This is a genomic window from Pseudomonas sp. LBUM1674, assembly GCF_059695635.1.
The window spans coordinates 5,007,138-5,031,211 of record NZ_CP166779.1; the positions used below are offsets into that span (position 1 = coordinate 5,007,138).

Below are 24,074 nucleotides of genomic sequence, written 5' to 3' on the forward strand. Positions count from 1 at the left end.
CCGGGCGCTCCGCGTCCGCTTTGGGAAGTGACGCGGAGCGTCATGGGATGCATTCCCACGCAGAGCGTGGGAATGATCTTCACTAAACCGTGATGCCGTGCTTGCCCAGGAACACGACAAACGCTTCTTCATCCAGCACTTTCAACCCCAGTTCATTGGCCTTCGCCAACTTCGAACCGGCACCCGGCCCGGCGACCACGCAATGGGTTTTGGCGGACACCGAGCCAGCCACTTTGGCACCGAGGCTTTCAAGTTTGTCTTTGGCGATATCACGGCTCATCAACTCCAGCGAACCGGTCAAAACCCAGGTCTGGCCCGCCAGCGGCAAACCCTCGACGACTTTCTTCTCACTCTGCCAGTGCATGCCGAAAGCGCTCAGCTGCTTTTCGGCGGCCTCAGCGAGCTGGCGATTGTCTGCCAGCGCGAAAAACTCCCGAACCGAGTTCGCCTGTTTCTCCGGTAATGCCTGACGCATGTCCAGCCAGTCGGCATTCATCACCGCTTCCAGCGAACCGAACTTGTCAGCCAGCTTCTGCGCCCCGCCCGGCCCTACCGACGGAATGTGCAGCTTGTCGAGGAAGCCGCCGAGCGTAGTGCTTGCGGAAAATTCGGCGCCCAGCTCGCCCTGATCCTGAATCTGCAGGCCGTGCTTGAGCAGTTCCTCGATCACCTGCTGGTTGTGTGCATCTTCGAAGAAGCTGTGGATCTCGTGAGCCACCTCAAGGCCAACATCCGGCAAGTACGTGAGCACTTGCGGCAACGCCTGCTTAACCCGCTCCAGCGAGCCGAGGGAGCGCGCCAGCACCTTGGCCGTCTCTTCGCCGACATCGGGAATCCCCAGGGCGTAGATGAAGCGCGCCAGACTCGGCTGCTTGCTGTCCTCGATCGCACTCAGCAGTTTTTTGCTCGACAGCTCGGCAAACCCTTCCAGGTCAACTATGTCGTCGAACTTCAGCGCATACAGGTCGGCCGGTGAACTCACCAGGCCTTCATCCACCAGTTGCTCGACGCTCTTGTCGCCCAGGCCTTCTATGTCCATGGCGCGACGGGAGACGAAGTGAATGATCGCCTGCTTGAGTTGCGCGCCGCAGGCCAGCCTTCCGACGCAGCGATACACCGCGCCTTCGCTGACGGTCTCGCGGCCCTTGCTGCGCTTGACCAGTTGCGTGCGCTCGACATGCGAGCCGCACACCGGGCACTGCTCGGGAATCTGCACCGGCCGGGCATCGTCCGGGCGGCGTTCGGTGACCACTTGCACCACCTGCGGAATCACGTCGCCGGCGCGACGGATGATCACCGTGTCGCCGATCATCAAGCCCAGGCGCGCGACCTCATCCATGTTGTGCAAGGTCGCATTGGCCACGGTGACGCCGGCCACCTTGACCGGTTTCAAGCGCGCCACCGGCGTCACCGCGCCGGTACGGCCCACCTGGAATTCCACATCGAGCAACTCGGTGAGTTCTTCCATGGCCGGGAATTTGTGCGCGATGGCCCAGCGCGGTTCGCGCGCGCGAAAGCCCAGTTCACGCTGGGAGGCAATGCTGTTGACCTTGAACACCACGCCGTCGATTTCATAGGACAGCGCATTACGGCGCTCACCGATGTCGCGGTAGTAATCCAGGCATTCATCGATGCCGTATGCCAGCTTCAGTTCGTGACTGATCGGCAGGCCCCAGGATTTGAGCTGCTTGAGATTGCCAATGTGGGTGTCGGCAATATCCGCTGAAATCTGGCCGATGCCGTAGCAACAGAATTCCAGAGGACGGTTGGCGGTGATCTTCGAATCCAGCTGGCGCAAGCTGCCCGCCGCCGCGTTGCGCGGATTGGCAAAGGTCTTGCCGCCGACTTCCAGCTGCGTGGCATTGAGCCGCTCGAAACCGGCCTTGGACATGAACACTTCGCCGCGCACTTCCAGGGTCGCCGGCCAGCCGCTGCCATGCAGCTTGAGCGGGATATTGCGCACGGTACGCACATTGACGCTGATGTCTTCGCCGGTGGTGCCATCGCCCCGGGTCGCGCCGCGCACCAGCACGCCGTCCTGATACAACAGGCTGACCGCCAGGCCATCGAGCTTGGGTTCACAGCTGTATTCCACCGCGGCGGCGCTGCCGAACAAGTCGCCGGTCGGCAGATCCAGACCCTCGTTGACCCGGCGATCGAACTCGCGCATGTCGATTTCTTCGAAGGCGTTGCCGAGGCTCAGCATCGGCACTTCGTGGCGTACTTGAGTAAACGCCGACAGCGCCGCGCTGCCGACACGCTGGGTCGGCGAGTCGCTGGTGATCAGCTCGGGATTGGCCGCTTCGAGGGCCTTGAGCTCGTGGAACAACCGATCGTATTCGGCGTCCGGAATGCTCGGCTCGTCCAGCACGTGGTAGCGATAGTTGTGCTGATCCAGCTCAGCGCGCAGCTCTAGAATTCGTTTTTTGGCGGCGGTCATGGGTGTTCTCTCATAAAGCAAAAGAGCAGCCGAGGCTGCTCAATCTCATCTCATCAGGATCAAGAGATCGCAGCCTCGTTTCACTCGACAGCTCCTACAGAAATCGCGAATCCTGTAGGAGCTGTCGAGTGAAACGAGGCTGCGATCTTTTGACTTTAACGCCTCTGGGTCAAGGCGCGGCGTTCGAATTCGACGATGCGCTGACGGTAATGCTCGATCGTCTGGGCAGTCAAAACGCTACGCTGGTCGTCTTTCAGTTCGCCGTTCAGCTCCTGGGACAGTTTGCGTGCCGCAGCCACCATCACGTCGAAGGCTTGCTTCGGATGACGCGGGCCCGGCAGGCCGAGGAAGAAGCTCACCGCCGGTGTGCTGAAGTGGTCGATATCGTCCAGGTCGAAAACGCCCGGCTTGACCGCATTGGCCATCGAGAACAGGACTTCGCCGTTACCGGCCATGCTTTCGTGGCGGTGGAAAATGTCCATCTCGCCGAAGCGCAGGCCGCTTTCCAGAATATTCTGCAACAGCGCCGGGCCCTTGAAGCCGGCAGCGTCGCGGCAGATCACACTGATCACCAGCACTTCTTCGGCTTGCGGCTGTTCCCTGTCGCTGGCCGAGCCTGAGCTCTTGGTGTCGTCAGGGTAATCGTCGTCATGGCTGCTGAAGCTCGGGCCGCCTTCCAGATCCAGGTTGAGGTTCATGTCGCCCTGGGATGGCTCGCCCTGGCCACGCTTGCCGCGCCTGGAACCCGATTCACGCTGTTCACGGGCAGACATGCTCACCGACGGCAGATCGTGCTCGTCCAGGTGCGGTTCCTTATGGGTATCCAACACCCGGGGCGGGCCCAACAGCTCGGCGCTGGTGTCTTCGTCCGGCAAATTGGACAGATTCCGGTCAAGACGGAATTTCAGTTTCCCCTTGCCACCGCGCATGCGGCGCCAGCCGTCGAAAAGAATCCCGGCAATGACAATAATGCCGATGAGGATCAGCCACTCGCGCAGACCGATTTCCATGTAATCCCGTGCCTCTATAAAAAATGCTGAAAAATAAGGGGTTTACAGCTGGTAAACCGCTTTAAAACGTGGCGCCAACTCTATGTTCTGACAGGCGTTTTGCCCACGCATACGATAAATTGACATTAAACTAGCACGACCAAAGGCAACTTTACACCGTCTGTCTCGTGGCTTGGGCGAATATGTCGACTGGCCAGCAAGTAGTAACCGGTAATTCGTGCCGTTGCTCACAAACTCTTGTCCTGATTGTCCTACAAGCCCGCGACTCAGGCCTCGACCATCGCCATCGCCTCCTCGACATCTACCGCCACCAGCCGCGAACAACCCGGTTCGTGCATCGTCACCCCCATCAGTTGATCGGCCATTTCCATGGCGATCTTGTTGTGGGTGATGTAGATGAACTGCACTGTCTGCGACATCTCTTTGACCAGCCGTGCATAGCGCCCAACGTTAGCGTCATCCAGTGGCGCGTCAACTTCATCGAGCATGCAGAACGGCGCCGGGTTCAACTTGAAGATGGCAAATACCAGCGCCAATGCGGTCAGGGCTTTTTCGCCACCGGAGAGCAAATGGATGGTGCTGTTCTTCTTTCCTGGCGGCCGCGCCATGATCGTTACCCCTGTATCGAGTAGATCTTCGCCCGTCAGTTCCAAATACGCGCTGCCTCCACCGAAAACTTTTGGGAAAAGGGCCTGAATTCCGGCATTGATCTGATCAAAGGTATCCTTGAAGCGGTTTCGGGTTTCCTTGTCGATCTTGCGAATCACATTCTCGAGGGTGTCCAGCGCCTCCACCAGATCGTCGTTCTGCGCATCCAGATAACGTTTGCGTTCGGATTGTTGCTGGTATTCGTCGATGGCCGCCAGGTTGATCGCACCGAGGCGCTGGATCCGCGCGGCAATACGTTCGAGCTCCTCCTCAGCGTCTTTCTCGTTGGCCCCGGCCACCAGGGTGGCGAGCACGCCGTGCAGGTCGTAGCCATCCTCGTGCAACTGATCTTCGAGGGCCTTGCGGCGCACGGTCAGGGCTTGCCATTCCATGCGCTGTTGTTCGAGCTGGCCGCGGATCAATTGCGATTGCTGCTCTGCCTGGTTACGCCGTTTTTCCGCTTCGCGCAATTGGCGATCGGCATCCTCCAGGGCGATCTGCGCGGTCTTGAGTTCTTCGTCGACGGTCATGCGCTTGTCGAGCAACTCTTCGAGCTTGAGGCGCAGCTCTTCCAGCGGCGCTTCGCCCTCCTCCAGATTGAGGCTCAGCTGTTCGCGTTTTTCGGTCAGGCGCTCGGACTGCATCTCCAGCCGTTCCAGCGCCTGACGCGTGGAATCGTGCTGGGCCTTGAGCGAACCCAGGCGCACCGCCAGTTGATGCGCATGATCCTTGTGCTGCCGGGCTTCCTGGCGCACCCGATCGAGACGCTCGCGCAGGCTGTCGCGCTGGGCCAGCAGCAACTCGCGCTGCTCGGTATCGAGCGCCATGCTGTCGAGGGCTTCCTGCAAGTGCAGGCGCGCTTCGCCGATATTTTCGTGCTCCAGCGCGCGCTGCTCACCGAGCTCGACCAACTCTTCGTCCAAACGGGTACGGCGTAGTGTCAGTTGTTCGACCTTGGCTTTGCCGGCGGACAGCTGAGCCTTCAGCTCACCTTGCTGACGGGCTTCGTCCTGCAGCAAACGGCGCAGGTGCTCGCGACCGTTTTCCTGCTGACGTTGCTGTGCCCGCAGGTTTTGTAGTCGGGTTTCCAGGGTTTCCACTGTGGCTTCGCGCTCTTCGCGCTCAAGGCCCAGGCGCTGGATTTCCTGGCCACGGGCCAGCACGCCGCTTTCCGCTTCGCTGGCCCGACGCACGCGCAAAAAGTGCGGGCCGACCCAGTATCCGTCGCGGCTGATCAGGCTTTGGCCGGCGCTCAATTGACTGCGCAGGGCCAGGGCCTGTTCGAGACTTTCGACCGGTTTGACCTGCCCCAACCATGGCGACAGATCGATCTGCGCCTCGACCTTGTCGAGCAAGCTGCCGGCCAGGCGCACGCCATCGCTGGCCGGGCTGAGCAAACGCAGATCGCCCTGGGCAAACCCGGCCAGGTCAAAAGCAGCAAAATCGTCCACCAGCACTGCTTGCAGATCGGCGCCGAGCACGGTCTCCACCGCCAGCTCCCAACCGGCCTCGACCTTCAGGCCTTCGGCCAGGCGCGGGCGATCCGCCAGGTGCTGTTCGCGCAGCCATTCGGCGGTGCCGGTGCCAGGATCGAGTGCGGCTTGCTGCAAAGCTTCCAGGGAAGCGAGCCGCCCGTTGAGGCGCTGCAAATCACCCTGGGCCTGCTGCTGCGCCGACAGCGCTTGCTGCAGTTCCTGACGCAGTTGCTCCAGGCGTTCGACCTGCGCTTCTTCGCTGGCCTGCAAGTCTTCAAGGGTCGCTTCACTCGCGGCCAACTGCTCGCTGAGTTCCATGATCGCCGCGTCTTCCGGATCCGCCGAGAGCAAGGCGCGCTCTTCGCCCAGACGCTTCTGTCGATCGGCCAGGCGCTCCATGCTGGTTTCCAGCTGCTGGATCCGCGACTGCTGGACTTCCGCCTGACGCCGGGGCTCGGCCGCCGTGAGGTTGAAGGTGTCCCACTGTTCCTGCCAGCCGTGCATGGTGGTTTCGGATTCTTCCAGCGCGGCGGCCGCTTCTTCGGCGGCGGCACTGGTGACTTCCTGTTCAGGGGTGAGCATGTCCAGCTCTTCGCCCAGGGTCAGCAGCAACGTGCGGTCGTGCTCCAGGTGAGATTCGGTTTCCAGCCGCGCGCGCTCGGCTTCCTTCAAGTCATCCTGCAACTGACGCAAGCGCTGCTGTCCGTGCTGGATGCTCTGCTCGACCCGGGCGATGTCGCCGCCGACCGAATAGAAGCGCCCCTGCACCAGATTGAAGCGTTCGGACAGGTCGTGGTGCCCGTCGCGCAGGCGTTCGATCGCCGCGTCGGCATTGCGCTGCTCGGCCACCAGCGCTTCGAAGGTGATTTCCTGAGTGCCGATGATCACCTCGCGCTGACCGACCTGCTCGTTCAACGCCTGCCAGCGCAGGGCCGAGAGCTGGGCCTTGAGCTGACGTTCCTCGCCTTTGAATTCCTGATACTTCTTCGCCGCCTCGGCCTGGCGGTGCAAGCGTTCGAGCTGACGCTCGAGCTCTTCGCGCAGGTCGGTCAGGCGGGCGAGGTTTTCGTGGGTGCGGCGGATGCGGTTTTCGGTTTCGCGTCGGCGCTCCTTGTATTTGGAGATGCCGGCCGCTTCCTCGATGAAGTTGCGCAGGTCTTCCGGCTTGGCTTCGATCAGCTTGGAGATCATCCCCTGCTCGATGATCGAATAGCTGCGCGGGCCGAGGCCGGTGCCGAGGAAGATGTCGGTGATGTCACGACGACGGCATTTGCTGCCGTTGAGGAAGTAGCTGTTCTGGCTGTCGCGGGTGACTTTGCGGCGAATCGAAATTTCGGCGTAGGCCGCGTATTCGCCGATCAAGGTGCCATCGGAATTATCGAACACCAGTTCGATGCTCGCCTGGCTCACCGGTTTGCGGCTGGTGGAGCCGTTGAAGATGACGTCGGTCATCGACTCGCCGCGCAAGTTCTTGGCCGAGCTCTCGCCCATCACCCAACGGACGGCGTCGATAATGTTCGACTTGCCGCAACCATTGGGCCCGACCACCGCCGCCATGTTACTGGGGAAGTTCACCGTGGTCGGGTCGACGAAGGATTTGAACCCCGCCAGTTTGATGCACTTGAGCCGCACGCTTAAACGTCCGTCAGGGCGGAAACCACCAGATCGCAGCTGCGCTGGGTATACGCCGTCAGCACTACGCGGATCTGCGCAAAGTCACGGGCCAGCACGGCGGCGAGCAGGCGCTCGAACAGTTCAAGGAACTCGCTCATCGAGGCCTTGCGCTGGTCCAGGGCGAGGAAATACGCACGGCTCATGGCCGGCTGCAGGTTCTCGACGGTTTCCTGCAAGTAGGGGTTATTGGCAAACGGGTACGCGGCGCGCATCACGTTGAAGCTGTCATCGACGAAGGTGCGGATGTCCTGGCGTTCGTAGCTGGCGGCCAGGCGCTGCTGGATCTGCACGAACGGCGCCATGTCGGCCTGGACTTGCCAGCCGCTGGCCACGGCGTTGCCGAGCAGGATGTACAACTCGCTCATCAGCGTGCACAGGCTCTGCACCTTGTGGACGGTGAGCTCGGTGACGTGGGCGCCCCGTCGCGGCAGGATCGCGATCAGGTGGCGCCGCTCGAGGATCAGCAAGGCTTCGCGAACCGAACCGCGGCTGACATTGAGGGCCAGCGTGACCTTCTGTTCCTGGATACGCTCTCCGGGCTTCATTTCGCCGCGAATGATGCGTTCGGCGAGGTGGTGAGCGATTTGCTCGGCGAGGCTGTCCGGCGCCTTGAACGTCATGGTTGTCCTTCAAACTCTTCGATTTGCACAAGCGGCGCAGTGTAGCGCAATTGATCCGTCAGGGCGGAGTGCCCGTCCGGTGCTTTTTGGCACGATTCAAGCAAAAAGCAGGCTAGCGAACGAGGGTCAATAATGAAGATAACCAGTCGTTGATCGACATTTGATAATTTCCTGACCTTTAAGTCAGAAAATCATTGACCGAAAAGTCAGACCTGCTAAATTCGGTTCATGTCGGTTAACAACAATAATGAGTCTGCGAGGCCTTCCGTGATCCAGTTTTTACTTAACCAGGAACTCCGTAGCGAGCACGCCCTGGACCCGAACCTGACCGTGCTCAATTACCTGCGCGACCATGTGGGCAAACCCGGCACCAAAGAAGGCTGCGCCAGCGGTGATTGCGGCGCGTGCACCGTGGTGGTTGGCGAACTCCAGACCGATGACGGCGGCCGCGAGCACATCCGCTACCGCAGCCTCAATTCGTGCCTGACCTTTGTTTCGTCGCTGCATGGCAAACAACTGATCAGCGTTGAAGACCTCAAACACCAGGGCGAACTGCACAGCGTGCAGAAAGCCATGGTCGAATGCCACGGCTCGCAATGCGGTTTCTGCACCCCGGGCTTCGTCATGTCGCTGTTCGCGCTGCAAAAGAACAGCGACGCGCCCGACGCCCATAAAGCCCACGAAGCCCTGGCTGGCAATCTGTGCCGCTGCACCGGTTACCGGCCGATTCTGCAAGCCGCCGAACAGTCCTGCTGCGGCCAGCAAACGGACCAGTTCGATGCCCGTGAAGCCGACACCATCGCCCGCTTGAAAGCCATCGCGCCCACCGACATCGGCGAACTCAACAGTGGCGACAAGCGCTGCCTGGTGCCGTTGACGGTCGCCGACCTGGCCGACCTCTACGACGCTTATCCACAAGCGCGCCTGCTGGCCGGCGGTACCGACCTGGCATTGGAAGTCACCCAGTTCCACCGCACCCTGCCGGTGATGATCTACGTCGGCAACGTCGCCGAGATGAAGCGTATCGAGGTGTTCGACGATCGCCTGGAAATCGGTGCCGCCACCGCCCTCTCAGATTGCTACGACGCCTTGAAGGCCGAGTACCCGGACTTCGGCGAACTGTTGCAGCGTTTCGCCTCGTTGCAGATCCGCAACCAGGGCACCCTCGGCGGCAACATCGGCAACGCTTCGCCGATCGGTGACTCGCCACCACTGCTGATTGCCCTGGGCGCGCAGATCGTGTTGTGCAAAGGCGAAACCCGCCGCACCATCGACCTGGAAGATTACTTCATCGATTACCGCGTGACTGCGCGTCAGGAAAGCGAGTTCATCGAGAAGATCATCGTGCCGCGTGCCAGTGCCGAACAACTGTTCCGCGCCTACAAGGTGTCCAAGCGTCTGGACGATGACATTTCCGCCGTTTGCGCTGCATTCAATCTGCGCATCGACAACGGCGTGATTGCCGACGCCCGGGTGGCTTTTGGCGGCATGGCGGCCATCCCGAAACGCGCCAAGCACTGTGAAGCCGTGTTGCTGGGCGCCACCTGGAACAACGATACCGTCGAGCGGGCCTGCGCCGCTCTGGCCGAAGACTTCACGCCGCTCTCGGACTTCCGCGCCAGCAAGGAATACCGCCTGCTCAGCGCGCAGAACCTGCTGCGCAAATACTTCATTGAGCTGCAAACACCGCACATCGAGACTCGGGTGACCGCTTATGTCTAATCATCACGCCGTAGAGAAGACCCAGGCCGAACTGGCTGAACTGTTCGCCAAGGACCTGACCACCGGTGTCGGCCGCAGCGTCAAGCACGACAGCGCCGCCAAGCATGTGTCCGGCGAAGCGCAGTACATCGATGACCGGCTGGAATTCCCCAATCAGCTGCACGTTTACGCTCGGCTGTCGGACCGCGCCCACGCGAAAATCATCAGCATCGACACCAAGCCCTGCTACGCCTTCGAAGGCGTGCGCATCGCCATCACCCATGAAGACGTGCCGGGCCTGAAAGACATCGGCCCCTTGCTGCCGGGCGATCCGCTGCTGGCCATCGATGACGTGCAGTTCGTCGGCCAACCGGTGCTCGCCGTCGCGGCGAAAGACCTGGAAACCGCGCGTCAAGCTGCCATGGCCGCAATCATCGAATACGAAGATCTCGAACCGGTACTGGATGTGGTTGAAGCCCTGCGTAAACGCCACTTCGTGCTCGACAGTCACACCCATCAGCGTGGCGATTCGGCATCGGCACTTGCCAGCGCAGAGCATCGCATTCAAGGCACGCTGCACATCGGCGGCCAGGAACACTTCTACCTCGAAACGCAGATCTCTTCGGTGATGCCGACCGAAGATGGCGGGATGATCGTCTTTTGCTCGACCCAGAACCCCACCGAAGTGCAGAAACTGGTGGCCGAGGTGCTGGACGTGTCAATGAACAAGATCGTCGTCGACATGCGCCGCATGGGCGGCGGTTTTGGCGGTAAGGAAACCCAGGCGGCCAGCCCGGCGTGCCTGTGCGCGGTGATCGCGCACCTCACCGGCCAGCCGACCAAGATGCGCCTGCCGCGGGTCGAAGACATGCTGATGACCGGCAAGCGTCACCCGTTCTACGTCGAGTACGACGTCGGCTTCGACAACACCGGTCGCCTGCACGGCATCGCCCTGGAATTGGCCGGCAACTGCGGTTGCTCGCCGGACCTCTCGGCATCGATTGTCGACCGTGCGATGTTCCACGCCGACAACTCGTACTACCTGGGCGATGCGACCATCAACGGTCATCGCTGCAAGACCAACACCGCGTCGAACACCGCTTACCGTGGCTTCGGCGGCCCGCAAGGGATGGTCGCCATCGAAGAAGTGATGGACGCGATTGCCCGCCATCTGGCCCTGGATCCGCTGGCGGTGCGCAAGGCCAACTACTACGGCAAGACCGAGCGCAACGTCACCCATTACTACCAGACCGTCGAGCACAACATGCTCGAGGAAATGACCGCCGAACTGGAAGAAAGCAGCCAGTACGCCGAGCGCCGCGAAGCGATCCGTCGCTACAACGCCAACAGCCCGATCCTGAAAAAAGGCCTGGCGCTGACCCCGGTGAAATTCGGTATTTCCTTCACCGCCAGCTTCCTTAACCAGGCCGGTGCCTTGATCCATGTCTACACCGACGGCAGCATCCACCTGAACCATGGCGGCACGGAAATGGGCCAGGGTCTCAACACCAAGGTTGCGCAGGTGGTGGCCGAAGTGTTCCAGGTGGAAATGGACCGCGTGCAGATCACCGCGACCAACACCGACAAGGTGCCGAATACCTCGCCGACCGCCGCTTCCAGTGGGGCGGACCTCAACGGGAAAGCCGCGCAGAACGCCGCTGAAATCATCAAGAAGCGCCTGGTGGAATTCGCCGCGCGGCACTACAAGGTCAGCGAAGAAGACGTGGAATTCCACAACGGTCACGTGCGGGTTCGCGATCACATCCTGACCTTCGAAGCGCTGATCCAGCAGGCGTATTTCGCCCAGGTGTCGCTGTCGAGCACCGGGTTCTACAAGACCCCGAAAATCTACTACGACCGCAGCCAGGCCCGTGGTCGGCCGTTCTACTACTACGCCTTTGGCGCGGCCTGTTGCGAAGTGATCGTCGATACCCTGACCGGCGAGTACAAGATGCTGCGCACCGACATTCTTCACGACGTCGGCGACTCGTTGAACCCGGCCATCGACATCGGCCAGGTCGAGGGCGGTTTCATCCAGGGCATGGGCTGGCTGACCATGGAAGAGCTTGTCTGGAATGCCAAGGGCAAGCTGATGACCAACGGTCCGGCGAGCTACAAGATCCCGGCGGTGGCGGACATGCCGCTGGACCTGCGGGTGAAGCTGGTGGAAAACCGCAAGAACCCGGAAGACACGGTGTTTCATTCCAAGGCCGTGGGTGAACCGCCGTTCATGCTGGGTATCGCGTCGTGGTGTGCGATCAAGGATGCCGTGGCGAGTTTGGGTGACTACCGGCATCAACCGAAAATCGATGCACCGGCGACGCCGGAGCGGGTGTTGTGGGGGTGCGAGCAGATGCGGCAGTTGAAGGTGGCGAAGGCTGCCGAGGCTGAATCCGAAGTAGTGGTTTGATCGTTCCCACGCTCTGCGTGGGAATGCAGCCCGCGACGCTCTGCGTCGCATTGTGAACAGCGGACGCGGAGCGTCCAGAGATGCATTCCCACGCGGAGCGTGGGAACGATCTTGAGAGGTGAAACATGTACAACTGGATCGACGCCCTCGCCGACCTGCAATCAAAGGGTGAACCCTGCGTGCTGGTGACCATCATCGAAGAGCTCGGCTCGACGCCGCGCAATGCCGGCTCGAAGATGGTCATCAGCGCCACCCAGGCCTTCGACACCATCGGTGGCGGGCATCTGGAATACAAGGCCATGCAGATCGGCCGGGAGATGCTGGCCAGCGGCAAGCAGGACACCCATTTGGAGCGCTTCAGCCTCGGCGCCAGCCTCGGCCAGTGCTGTGGCGGCGTGACCGTGTTGCTGTTCGAACCGATGGGCCAGGTCCAGGCACAGATCGCCGTGTTCGGTGCCGGCCATGTCGGTCGCGCGTTGGTACCGCTGCTCGCCAGCCTGCCCTGCCGGGTGCGCTGGATCGACTCGCGGGAAGCGGAATTTCCGGAACAGATCCCCCACGGCGTGCGCAAAATCGTCGCCGAAGAACCGGTCGATGAAATCGACGACCTGCCAACCGGCAGCTACTGCATCGTCATGACCCACAACCACCAGCTCGACCTCGAACTCACCGCCGCGATCCTCAAGCGCAACGACTTCGCCTACTTCGGCCTGATCGGATCGAAAACCAAGCGAGTGAAGTTCGAACACCGCCTGCGTGAACGTGGCTTCGACAACGCCGTGCTGCAACGCATGCGCTGCCCCATGGGTATCGGCGAAGTCAAAGGCAAGTTGCCTGTGGAAATCGCCATCTCCATCGCCGGCGAGATCATCGCCACCTATAACGCCGACTTCGGCCAGCACACGGCCAGCGCCGGATCCTCGATCGCCAAGCTGCTGCCGGCTTCACGCCGCAGCCAGGCCACGAACCTGAAAGCGTCAAACTGATAAGCCTCATAAATAGAGAACGACATGCCTCTGACTCGCAAAGCCTACCGCGCCGCCATTCTGCACAGCATCGCCGATCCCGCCGAAGTGGGGATCGAAGCCTCCTATGAGTATTTTGAAGACGGTCTGCTGGTGATCGATAACGGCAAGATCAGCGCCCTGGGTCACGCCAGCGAACTGCTGCCGACCCTGCCGGCCGACATCGAGATCACCCATTACCAGGATGCGCTGATCACCCCCGGCTTCATCGACACGCACATCCACCTGCCGCAAACCGGCATGGTCGGCGCCTACGGCGAGCAACTGCTGGACTGGCTCAACACCTACACCTTCCCCTGCGAAAGCCAGTTCGCCGACAAGGCCCACGCCGATGAAGTCGCGGACATATTCATCAAGGAACTGCTGCGCAACGGCACCACCACCGCGCTGGTGTTCGGCAGCGTGCATCCGCAATCGGTGAACTCGTTCTTCGAGGCCGCCGAACAGCTGGACCTGCGGATGATCGCCGGCAAGGTGATGATGGATCGCAACGCACCGGACTACCTGACCGACACCGCCGAATCCAGCTATGTGCAAAGCAAGGCGCTGATCGAACGCTGGCACGGCAAGGGTCGCCTGCACTACGCGGTCACCCCGCGCTTCGCCCCCACCAGCACCCCGGAGCAACTGACCCTGGCCGGCCAGTTGCTGGGTGAATATCCCGACCTGTACATGCAGACCCACATCAGCGAAAACCTCAAGGAAGTCGAATGGGTCAAGGCGCTGTTCCCGGAGCGCAAGGGCTACCTGGACGTTTACGATCACTACCAGCTGCTGGGTGAGCGCTCGGTGTTCGCCCACGGCGTGCACCTGTGCGACGACGAATGCGCCCGGCTGGCAGAAACCGGCTCGGCCATCGCCTTCTGCCCGACCTCGAACTTCTTCCTCGGAAGCGGCCTGTTCAACCTGCCGATGGCCGAGAAGCACAAGTTGAATGTCGGTCTGGGGACGGACGTCGGCGGCGGCACCAGTTTCTCGTTGCTGCAAACGTTGAACGAAGCGTACAAGGTCATGCAGCTGCAAGGGGCGCGTTTGAGCCCGTTCAAATCGCTATACCTGGCCACCCTCGGTGGGGCGCGTGCGCTGCGCCTGGAAGACAAGATCGGTACCCTGCAACCGGGCACCGATGCGGACTTCCTGGTGCTGGACTACAACGCCACGCCGTTGCTGAGCTATCGCTTGAAGCAGGCCACCAACATTGCCGAGACCTTGTTTGTGTTGATGACGCTGGGGGATGACCGGACTGTTCTGCAGACTTATGCGGCGGGCAACCAGGTGCATCAGCGGTAGGTTATTGCGGGCATAAAAAATCCCCCGTCGCGTTACAGCCCGGGGGATTTTTATTGCCTGTCATATTGCTATCGCGGGCAAGCCCGCTCCCACAGTGATCTATGCTGTTCACAAGGTTTGCATTCCACCCTGAACCCTGTGGGAGCTGTGCTGTTCACAAGATTTGCATTCCACCCTGAACCCTGTGGGAGCGGGCTTGCCCGCGATGGGCGCGACTCGGTCTGACCTATAGCTTCGCGGCCGGCCGCCCCGGCTTCTTGGTCTGCAACAAATGCGAGAACACCGCATGCAGGTCATCCGACGCACTTTCCTCGTCAAGGTTGAGCTTGCTGTCGATGTGATCCATGTGATGCATCATCAAGTCCACCGCCAGCTCGCCGTTGCGCGCTTCGATGGCATCGATCAGCTGGGTGTGTTCGTCGTAGGAGCAGTGGGAACGGTTGCCGCTTTCATACTGGGCGATGATCAGCGAAGTCTGCGACACCAGGCTGCGCTGGAAGCTGATCAATGGGGCATTCTTCGCCGCTTCGGCCAACTTCAGATGGAACTCGCCCGACAGACGGATACCGGCACCTCGATCGCCGCGGGAGAAGCTGTCGCGCTCGTCGTCGACCATCTGTCGCAATTCGGCGATCTGTTCGGCAGTGGCGTGCTGCACGGCCAGTTCAGTGATCGCGCGCTCCACCAGACGCCGGGCCAGGAACACCTGACGGGCTTCTTCCACGCTCGGGCTGGCGACGACCGCGCCGCGGTTCGGACGCAACAGCACGACGCCTTCATGGGCCAGGCGCGACAGCGCACGGCGGATGATGGTGCGACTGACCCCGAAAATTTCCCCCAGCGCTTCTTCGCTCAACTTGGTGCCGGGCGCCAGACGCTGTTCGAGGATGGCCTCGAAGATATGCGCGTAGACAATATCGTCCTGGGTACCGCTGCGGCCGGCTTTGCCTGCGCGCGGTTGTTTCTTAAGGGGCTGCAACTGTTCGTTCATGGGCACTCGAGTCGGTAGAACGGCGGCGAATTGACCGTGACTGTAATATGGCACAGTGGGTCACTGGCAAGTATCGCGTAAAAATCACTGCGATTGTACACAATGACGGGTGGCAACACGACTGTACGGCTGTTTGTCGCCTTTGCTGTATTGCAACGGTCCCTAATGTTTGAGTTTAGGCTTGATCGCAGAATCCGTGGTTTACACGATCCCCCTGTAGGAGCTGCCGCAGGCTGCGATCTTTTGACTTTTATTTAGCAACAAGATCAAAAGATCGCAGCCTGCGGCAGCTCCTACAGGGGGACTGCGTTGCTACGGATATTTTCGTACGTATAAGGAACACCGCTGTCATGACCGACGCCACGCACACGCAGCTCCGCCCTCTGGCCGACACCTCACCCTCGGCCATCGTCGCCGGCTTCATCGCGATGATGACCGGCTACACCAGCTCCCTGGTGCTGATGTTCCAGGCCGGGCAAGCAGCGGGCCTGACCAGCGGGCAGATTTCATCGTGGATCTGGGCGATCTCGATCGGCATGGCGGTGTGCTCGATCGGCCTGTCGTTGCGTTATCGCACGCCCATTACCATCGCCTGGTCGACCCCCGGCGCGGCCTTGCTGATCACCAGCCTGGGCGGCGTGAGCTACGGCGAAGCCATCGGCGCCTACATCACTTGCGCGGTGCTGGTGACGGCCTGTGGTTTGACCGGCAGCTTCGAGCGCCTGGTGAAAAAGATTCCGGCCTCACTGGCCGCGGCCTTGCTGGCCGGGATTCTGTTCAAGATCGGCAGCGAAATCTTTGTCGCCGCGCAACACCGCACCGCGCTGGTGCTGGGGATGTTCTTCACTTATCTGCTGGTCAAGCGCCTGTCCCCGCGTTATGCAGTGCTGGCGGCATTGCTGATCGGCACGGCGCTGTCGGGCTGGATGGGATTGCTGGATTTCAGCGGTTTCCATCTGGAACTGGCGACGCCGGTCTGGACCACCCCGCACTTCTCCCTGGCCGCGACCATCAGCATCGGCATCCCGCTGTTCGTGGTGGCGATGACGTCGCAGAACATGCCGGGCATCGCCGTATTGCGCGCCGATGGTTACACCGTACCGGCCTCGCCACTGATCACCACCACCGGCATTGCCTCGTTGCTGCTGGCACCCTTCGGCTCCCACGGGATCAACCTGGCGGCCATCAGCGCAGCCATCTGCACCGGGCCCCATGCCCATGAGGATCGCCACAAGCGCTATACGGCAGCTGTCTGGTGCGGGATTTTCTACGGGATCGCCGGGGTGTTCGGCGCAACGTTGGCGGCGCTATTTGCCGCGCTGCCTAAAGAGTTGGTGCTGTCGATTGCCGCGCTGGCGCTGTTCGGCTCGATCATCAATGGCTTGAGCATCGCCATGGCGCAAGTGCAGGAACGGGAAGCGGCACTGATCACCTTTATGGTCACGGCGTCGGGGTTGACGCTGTTTTCCATCGGGTCGGCGTTCTGGGGGATTGTGGCGGGGGTGTTGACGCTGGTGATTCTGAATTGGCGTAAAGCCCTGTAGGAGCGAGCTTGCTCCGGGCGGCGTTCCGACGATGGACGTTAACGATAACGCTTTTTGTCTGAATAAACACATCGCCCTTGAGACCATCGCGAGCAAGCTTGCTCCTACAAAAAAAGCATAAAAAAACGGCGACCCGAAGGTCGCCGTTTTTTTAGAACATCAAGCTACCGGATTGATCGGCTTTTCCGGGTACCAGACGTCGATCAACGGGCTGACGGTCGCTTCCGTCAGTTCGCTGCGGCCCTTGAGCCAGGCTTCAACAGCGGCACGCTGCTCTTCGGAAACCGAGCCACGCTTCTGCAGGCAAACCAGACCGAAGTCGTCGCCGCCAACATAGCCCAGGCCGTTGGCTTCCATGGCTTCTTTGAGGAATGCGTCGAGGAAAGCATCAATGGCTTCATCAGCCAAATCTTCTTTGAAATCCAGGTTCAGCTCGAAACCCAGCTCTTGAAATTCATCGACGCACAGTTTTTTGCGCAGACGCTGGGAACGGTTAGTCGCCATTGGAACAATCCTCATAAGTAATAACGGGCGGCACTTTAGCAGTTTAAGACGCCGATTGCCCGTCTCTCGGCGCCGCCACGCTTACCGTCGGTAAAAAATAGCGCATTTGGAAGCCAGGGCACGGCACAAGCCGCTACACCTTGGGGCATAATGCCGACACTTTCATGACCATTGAGGGAATTCATCTTCATGCCCTCGTCTTTTTCCCCTCGGCTGTAGGGTTTTATTGCACATGATCAAGTCTTTGCGCCCATTGTTGCTGGCCGGTTTACTGCTTCCCCTGGCCTTCCCTGTTTCCGCCGCGGCAATCAACACCGGTCTGTCGCCCAACGTCGAAAAGGCCATCAAGGCCAGCAAAATGCCGAACAGCGCCCTGTCGCTGGTGATGATCCCGCTCAACGGCCCTGGCACCCCGACCATTTACAACGCTGACGTCTCGGTCAATCCGGCCTCGACCATGAAGCTGGTCACCACTTACGCGGCCCTGGAAATGCTCGGCCCCAACCATCAGTGGAAAACCGAGTTCTACACCGACGGCACCCTCAGCGGCGGCATCCTCAACGGCAATCTCTACCTCAAGGGTGGCGGCGACCCCAAGCTGAACATGGAAAAACTCTGGTTGCTGATGCGCGACCTGCGCGCCAACGGTGTGACGCAAGTCACCGGCGACCTGGTGCTGGACCGCAACTTCTTCATGCAACCGCAACTGCCCGAGTTCAACGACGACGGCAATGACGAGAACAAGCCGTTCCTGGTCAAGCCCGACTCGCTACTGGTCAACCTCAAGGCCCTGCGTTTTGTCGCGCGCAACGACAACGGCCGGGTACTGGTGTCGGTGGAACCGCCGATTGCCAGCATTCGCATCGAAAATCAGGTCAAGGCCGTCAATTCCAAGCAATGCACCGGGGGCGTACGGTACAACCCGGTCACCCAGGCCGACGGCAGCGTGACCGTGACCGTCGGCGGCCAGCTGGGCGATGGCTGCAGCTCCCAGACCTACCTGTCGCTGCTCGACCACGCGACCTATACCGCGGGCGCGGTGCGGGCGATCTGGAAGGAGTTGGGCGGCAGCATTCAGGGCAAGGATGTGCTGGCGCCAACGCCGAAAAACGCCAAGGTCCTGGCCCGCGCCTTCTCACCGGACCTGGCGGAAATCATCCGCGACATCAACAAATACAGTAACAACACCATGGCCCAGCAACTGTTCCTGAGCCTGGGCCAGAAATTCCGCACTGACGCTGACGGTGACGACGCCAAGGCTGCCCAACGTGTCGTGCGTCAGTGGCTGGCGAGGAAAGGCATCACCGCGCCGCACCTGGTGATGGAGAACGGTTCCGGCCTGTCCCGTGCAGAACGTGTGAGCGCGCGGGAAATGGCGGCAATGTTGCAAGCCGCATGGCGCAGCCCGTATTCCGCCGAGTTCATCAGCTCGATGCCGATTGCCGGCACCGACGGCACGATGCGCAAACGCCTGAAGACCACCGCGATGCGCGGTGAGGCCCACGTCAAGACCGGCACACTGAACACGGTACGGGCGATCTCCGGCTACAGCCGCGACATCAACGGCAATACCTGGGCGGTGGTGGCGATCCTCAACGACAAGGCACCGTTTGGCGCTTCCTCGGTGCTGGACCAGGTGCTGCTGGACCTGTATCGCCAGCCGAAATTGCCGGAAACGGCTTCGGTGCTGTAACCCGATCTAATGAACACCACAGATCCCCTGTGTAGGAGCTGACGAGTGAAACGAGGCTGCGATCTTTTGATCTTGCTCTTTAAAAACAACATCAAAAGATCGCAGCCTCGTTTCACTCGTCAGCTCCTACAGGGGGGTATGCGTACAGCCTTAATCCATCTCGCTTTCAACCCGATCCCGGCCGGCCTGTTTCGCCGCATAAACCCCGGAATCCGCCCGCAGCAGCAACTCATCCGCACCCTCCCCGACCCGCCAACTGGCAATGCCGAAACTCGCGGTGACGATCCCGACGTCGTCGATCGGTGAGTTGCGCAACCCTTGCCATAACTCCAGCGCCAACACATGGGCCTGTTTGCCGTCGATACCCGGGCAGAGCACCATGAACTCCTCGCCACCCAGGCGACAGAACACGTCAGAGCGGCGCAGCCGATGGCCGATACGCTCGCAGACTGTTTGCAACACCCGATCGCCCACCGCGTGACCATGCTGGTCATTGATGCGCTTGAAGTGGTCGATATCGAGCATGATCACCGATAACTCGCCGCCACCGCGGTCGACCCGGGCCATTTCGGTGGTCAGCCGTTCCTGGAAATAGCGGCGATTGTGGATCCCGGTCAGGGAGTCCGTGACCGACAGCGCCCGCAGCTCTTCCTCGACCCGTTTCAGGTCGGTAATGTCCGAGATGTAGCCATGCCAGAGTACACCGCCGCCAGGCAGTTCCTCCGGGGTCGCCTCGCCACGGACCCAGCGCAGGCCGCGCACGGGCAATTGCACGCGGTACTCTTCGCGCCAGGGGCTGAGGGTGTCTGCCGACGCCCGGATCGAGGCGCGGACCCGGGCCGTGTCCTGGGGATGAATCCGGGTGAAAATCGTTTCGGCATTGAGCAACAACACGTCGGGTTCCAGCTCATAGATCTCACGGATACCGTCGCTGGCGTAAATCACACTGAAGCGCCCGTCGAACTCCATCTTGAATTGGTAGATGCCGCCGGGCACATGGGCGCTGAGTTTCTTCAGCAACAGATCCCGGGCCGCCAGGGCCTCGTGGACCCGTTTGCGCTCGGTGATGTCGATACAGATCGCCAGGTGGCCGACCCACAGGCCTTGCTCATCGAGTACCGGGGCTGCCAGCATGTTCACCGTCAGATGGCTGCCATCGCTGCGCAGCAGCGTCCACTCCCGCGCTTCGTGACCGCCCTCTTCCCCCCCCTCGACCAACATCGCCTGGCAGGTCGGAATCGGCTTGCCATAACGCGCGCTCAACTCCGCCGAGCGCGCCATGAGTTCGCGGGGCAGGTGCAGGTTTTCCAGGGTCATATGGCCCACCGCTTGCGCGCTGGTGTAGCCGAGCATTTGCTCCGCACCGGCGTTGAACGTGCTGATGATGCCCCGCAGGTCGGTGGCGATGATCGCTACCTGCGTCGCGGCATCCAGCACGCCCCGCAACTGGCCATGGGTGCCGCGCAGTTCATGTTCACGGGCGCGCAGTTCATGGGTGCGCTGTTCGACCATTTTCAACGCCCGCTGACGCTGACTGACCAGCACGTAAAGCAAGGCACTGAGCAACACACTGAGCAAACCGCCCAGCACCACCAGGCTGGTCACCGAAGAATGGTTGGCCTCCAGAAAAGCCTCGCTGGGCAGTATGTCGACTTGATAGTCGTGGTCGGCCATTCGCAGCAACCGGGTCGCCGACAATTCGCTGGTAGCAGGCGGATTGGGGGATTCGAACAGCACTTCGTGCCGATCGTCAGTGGATAAGTCGAGGATACGCACCGAGAGATAATCACGGTCCGCCTCGGGCAACCCGTCCGCCAGCAACTGGCGCATGCTGATGACCGCCATCACATAGCCGTAGGGTTTGACTGCCGCCGCGCCCGGACGGTTGCGCGACATCACCGGCGCCAACAGCAACACACCGCGCGCATAGGCCAGTTCGATACTGATCAGATGCAGCGGCTGCGACACCGCCATGCCACCCAACGCATCCGCGCGCTCAAGTGTGGAACGACGCAAAGGTTGGGCCAGCAAGTCATAGCCCAGTGGCGAGCCGAGTTTGCTTGCGGTCTGACTGAAAAGTACCGGCACGTACTCATCCCGTTCGGCCGCCAGTTGCAGCTGACCGTCGGCAACAAGTTCACGGATGGTGAAATCAGGCAGACCTTCTTCGCGCACCTGACGCTCGAATTCCACCCGTTCGGCACGGCTCACCCGCCGGGCGAACGAGTACGCCTGGGTTCGATGAAGCAAAGGTTGGGTGTAACCGTCGAATTCCTCACGGGACACCGAGTCGGAATTGGCAAAGAACCGGCGCAGGCCATCGAGGCGCTGCACCTGATCTTCGAAGCGTTCTTCGATACGGCTGTAACGTTCGCTGGCCAGCAGCTGGAACCGTTGCCGCAATTGTTGATGAAACAGATTCAGCGTCGACCAGGCCAGCAATCCCGTGAGAATCCCGCCGACGAGCAACACCAGCAGCGCGACCAGCCAGGCCGAGACGTCTTCACTGATAAACCCCAGGATCTTTGGGCGCACGGCGTTCAACGACATAGACGCAACTCAGGACGCCAGGTGCGGGAAAGCCCATTGGCTACCTTGAGTTATAGCTATTAGCCATTAACTTCACCAGTCCCTGTAGGAGCGAGCTCGCTCGCGATGAGCCCGAGAGCGCCGCGTGTATCCAGACAGCACGCGTTATCGTTATCGATCATCGTCGGAACGCCGCCCGGAGCAAGCTCGCGCCTACAGGAGTTTGTTGTCAGCGGGCAGTGATTTTCCATGCGCGGTGGATCTTGCCGTTACGGGCGAAATCCGGATCAATGGTCTGGGCGGTGATTTCCTCGACCGCGTAACGCTCGGTGAGGTTCTCCTCCAGGGTGAACTTGCGGAAGTTGTTGGAGAAGTACAACACCCCACCCGGTGCCAGCCGCGCCATGGCCAGGTCGATCAGTTGCACCTGGTCCCGTTGCACGTCGAAGATGCCTTCCATGCGCTTGGAGTTGGAGAAAGTCGGCGGGTCGATGAAGATCAGGTCGTACTCGTCACGGCAGGCGTCGAGCCAGGCCATCACGTCGCCCTGCTCCAGCCGGTTCTTGTCGGAGAAGCCATTGAGCGACAGGTTGCGCCGTGCCCAGTCCAGGTAAGTTTTCGACAAGTCGACGCTGGTGGTGCTGCGCGCACCGCCCTTCGCCGCATGGACGCTGGCGGTTGCGGTGTAGCAATACAGGTTGAGGAAGCGCTTGCCGGCCGCCTCTTTCTGGATTCGCATGCGCATCGGCCGGTGGTCAAGGAACAGCCCGGTGTCGAGGTAGTCGGTGAGGTTGACCAGCAGCTTCACGCCGCCTTCATTGACTTCGACGAACTTGCCCTGAGCCGCCTGGCGCTCGTACTGCTTGGTGCCGCTCTGACGCTCGCGACGCTTGACCACCACGCGGCTCTTGTCAATGTTCAACGCCTGGGGAATGGCCGCGAGAGCATCGAACATGCGCGCCGAGGCTTTTTCCGGATCGATGGATTTCGGTGCGGCGTATTCCTGGACGTGGACCCAATCCTGATACAGGTCGATGGCCATGGAGTATTCCGGCATGTCGGCGTCATACACGCGGTAGCAGTCGATGCCTTCACGCTTGACCCACTTGCCCAGGGCCTTGAGGTTCTTTTGCAGGCGATTGGCGAACATCTGCCCGCCTTCGCTCAAGCGCGGTTGCTCGACCACCACCGGTGCCGGTTTGATCGGGTTGCCGTTCTTGTTGTACTTCTCGTACTTGCCCGGTGCCACATCGTTGTCGGCCACCTCGACTTCGGCTTGAACTTGTTCACGCTCGACCTGACGCTGTTCCGGGGTGCGCCGTTCACCGGTGACGAACTGGTCCGGCGTGACCTTGATCAGCAACAATTTGCACGGCAAGGCGCCGTTCCAGAATGAATATTGTTTGTGGCTGCGAATACCCATGCGCTTGCCCAGGTCCGGGGCGCCGGTGAAGACCGCGGCTTCCCAGTTCAGGCAGGCCTGACGCAGACGTTCGCCGAGGTTCTGGTACAGGTAGAGCAAGCTCGCCTCGTCACCCAGGCGTTCGCCGTACGGCGGGTTGCAGATCACCAGGCCTTTCTGGTTCTGGTCCGGACGCGGCTCGAAGGTACCGACTTCGCCCTGGTAGATCTTGATCCACTCGCTCAGGCCGGCACGCTCGACGTTGTTGCGGCCCGGTTGAATCAGGCGCGGGTCGGCTTCGTAGCCACGAATCCACAGGGGTGGCCTGGCCAGGCCGGCCGCGCAACGTTCAGTGGCTTCTTCGTGAAGTTTTTTCCACAGCGCTGGCACGTGACCCAGCCAGGCCGTGAAGCCCCACTGTTCGCGACGCAGGTTAGGTGCCATGTCGGCAGCGATCATCGCCGCTTCCACCAGGAACGTACCGACACCGCACATCGGGTCAGCCAGGGCGCCGCCTTCGGCAGCAATCCGTGGCCAGCCGGAACGGATCAGAATCGCCGCCGCGAGGTTTTCCTTCAGCGGCGCCGCACCCTGCTGCAAGCGATAGCCGCGCTGGTGCAGGCTGTGGCCGGAGAGGTCGAGGGAGAGAATCGCTTCGCCACGATCCAGGCGCAGGTGAATGCGCAGGTCCGGGTTGAGCTTGTCGATGGAAGGGCGGTCGCCCTGCGGGGTACGCAGTTTGTCGACGATGGCGTCCTTGACCTTCAGGGCGCCGAAGTGGGTGTTGTCGATCCCCGAGCCGTGACCGCTGAACTCGACGGCCAGGGTGCCGTCATTGAGCATGTGGTCTTGCCACTCGATATCGAGCACACCGTGGTAGAGGTCTTCGGCATCCTTCATCGGGAAACGCTTGAGCACCAGCAGCACCCGGTTCGCCAGACGCGACCACAGGCACAGGCGATAGGCGGTTTCCATGGTTGCCATGCCGCGCACGGCAGAGGTGTGCTCACGCGCTTCTTCAAGGCCAAGCCCGACGGCTTCCTCGATAAGCAGGCCTTCAAGGCCTTTGGGGCAAGTGAGGAAGAGTTCGAAACGATCGGACATGGGAATTCCAGAAC

At 61.1% G+C, this 24,074-nt stretch carries 14 protein-coding genes; 6 read left to right on the forward strand and 8 right to left on the reverse strand.

Annotated elements, in window-relative coordinates:
* Positions 1–82: 82 nt before the first annotated feature.
* From ligA to ACA067_RS22935, 4 genes are all read right to left on the reverse strand, one after another.
* A complete protein-coding gene (gene ligA / locus ACA067_RS22920; RefSeq protein ID WP_497458630.1) occupies positions 83–2,440 on the reverse strand; it encodes an NAD-dependent DNA ligase LigA in 2,358 nt (785 codons plus the stop codon).
* A gap of 155 nt (positions 2,441–2,595) precedes the next feature.
* Positions 2,596–3,450, reverse strand: a complete 855-nt coding sequence (gene zipA, locus ACA067_RS22925; protein WP_497458631.1) for a cell division protein ZipA — start codon at positions 3,448–3,450, stop codon at positions 2,596–2,598.
* 266 nt (positions 3,451–3,716) lie between these two features.
* Positions 3,717–7,205, reverse strand: coding sequence for a chromosome segregation protein SMC (smc, locus tag ACA067_RS22930; protein WP_497458632.1), 3,489 nt, complete (start codon positions 7,203–7,205; stop codon positions 3,717–3,719).
* A gap of 2 nt (positions 7,206–7,207) precedes the next feature.
* A complete protein-coding gene (locus tag ACA067_RS22935) occupies positions 7,208–7,867 on the reverse strand; it encodes a GntR family transcriptional regulator (protein WP_497458633.1) in 660 nt (219 codons plus the stop codon).
* 267 nt (positions 7,868–8,134) lie between these two features.
* On the opposite strand from ACA067_RS22935, the gene xdhA reads away from it, so the two are divergent.
* The 4 genes from xdhA to guaD all read left to right on the forward strand — a co-directional run bounded on the left by xdhA (position 8,135) and on the right by guaD (position 14,293).
* Positions 8,135–9,589, forward strand: a complete 1,455-nt coding sequence (xdhA, locus tag ACA067_RS22940; protein WP_497458634.1) for a xanthine dehydrogenase small subunit — start codon at positions 8,135–8,137, stop codon at positions 9,587–9,589.
* Positions 9,582–11,978, forward strand: a complete 2,397-nt coding sequence (xdhB, locus tag ACA067_RS22945; RefSeq protein ID WP_497458635.1) for a xanthine dehydrogenase molybdopterin binding subunit — start codon at positions 9,582–9,584, stop codon at positions 11,976–11,978. The genes xdhA and xdhB overlap by 8 nt, the downstream gene beginning before the upstream one ends.
* 125 nt (positions 11,979–12,103) lie before the next feature.
* On the forward strand, positions 12,104–12,964 hold the full coding sequence (gene xdhC / locus ACA067_RS22950) for a xanthine dehydrogenase accessory protein XdhC (RefSeq protein ID WP_497458636.1): 861 nt from the start codon (positions 12,104–12,106) through the stop codon (positions 12,962–12,964).
* Between the two features lie 24 nt (positions 12,965–12,988).
* Positions 12,989–14,293 (forward strand): guanine deaminase, encoded by a 1,305-nt coding sequence (guaD, locus tag ACA067_RS22955; RefSeq protein WP_497458637.1) that lies wholly within the window; start codon positions 12,989–12,991, stop codon positions 14,291–14,293.
* A gap of 226 nt (positions 14,294–14,519) precedes the next feature.
* On the opposite strand, the gene ACA067_RS22960 is transcribed toward guaD, so the two are convergent.
* Positions 14,520–15,284, reverse strand: a complete 765-nt coding sequence (locus ACA067_RS22960; RefSeq protein ID WP_497458638.1) for a GntR family transcriptional regulator — start codon at positions 15,282–15,284, stop codon at positions 14,520–14,522.
* Between the two features lie 350 nt (positions 15,285–15,634).
* On the opposite strand from ACA067_RS22960, the gene ACA067_RS22965 reads away from it, so the two are divergent.
* Positions 15,635–16,828 carry a benzoate/H(+) symporter BenE family transporter gene (locus ACA067_RS22965; RefSeq protein WP_497458639.1) on the forward strand — a complete coding sequence of 398 codons (1,194 nt, stop codon included), beginning with the start codon at positions 15,635–15,637 and terminating at the stop codon, positions 16,826–16,828.
* Positions 16,829–16,987: 159 nt separating this feature from the next.
* Here the strand turns inward: ACA067_RS22965 and ACA067_RS22970 are convergent, their stop codons facing one another.
* Positions 16,988–17,332 carry a YggL family protein gene (locus tag ACA067_RS22970; RefSeq protein ID WP_007896965.1) on the reverse strand — a complete coding sequence of 115 codons (345 nt, stop codon included), beginning with the start codon at positions 17,330–17,332 and terminating at the stop codon, positions 16,988–16,990.
* A gap of 232 nt (positions 17,333–17,564) precedes the next feature.
* On the opposite strand from ACA067_RS22970, the gene dacB reads away from it, so the two are divergent.
* A complete protein-coding gene (gene dacB / locus ACA067_RS22975) occupies positions 17,565–19,025 on the forward strand; it encodes a D-alanyl-D-alanine carboxypeptidase/D-alanyl-D-alanine endopeptidase (RefSeq protein ID WP_497458640.1) in 1,461 nt (486 codons plus the stop codon).
* A 150-nt stretch (positions 19,026–19,175) separates the two neighbouring features.
* On the opposite strand, the gene ACA067_RS22980 is transcribed toward dacB, so the two are convergent.
* Both ACA067_RS22980 and rlmKL read right to left on the reverse strand, forming a co-directional pair.
* Positions 19,176–21,575 carry a sensor domain-containing diguanylate cyclase gene (locus tag ACA067_RS22980; protein WP_497458641.1) on the reverse strand — a complete coding sequence of 800 codons (2,400 nt, stop codon included), beginning with the start codon at positions 21,573–21,575 and terminating at the stop codon, positions 19,176–19,178.
* A 208-nt stretch (positions 21,576–21,783) separates the two neighbouring features.
* Positions 21,784–24,060 (reverse strand): bifunctional 23S rRNA (guanine(2069)-N(7))-methyltransferase RlmK/23S rRNA (guanine(2445)-N(2))-methyltransferase RlmL, encoded by a 2,277-nt coding sequence (gene rlmKL / locus ACA067_RS22985; protein WP_497458642.1) that lies wholly within the window; start codon positions 24,058–24,060, stop codon positions 21,784–21,786.
* Positions 24,061–24,074: the final 14 nt, after the last annotated feature.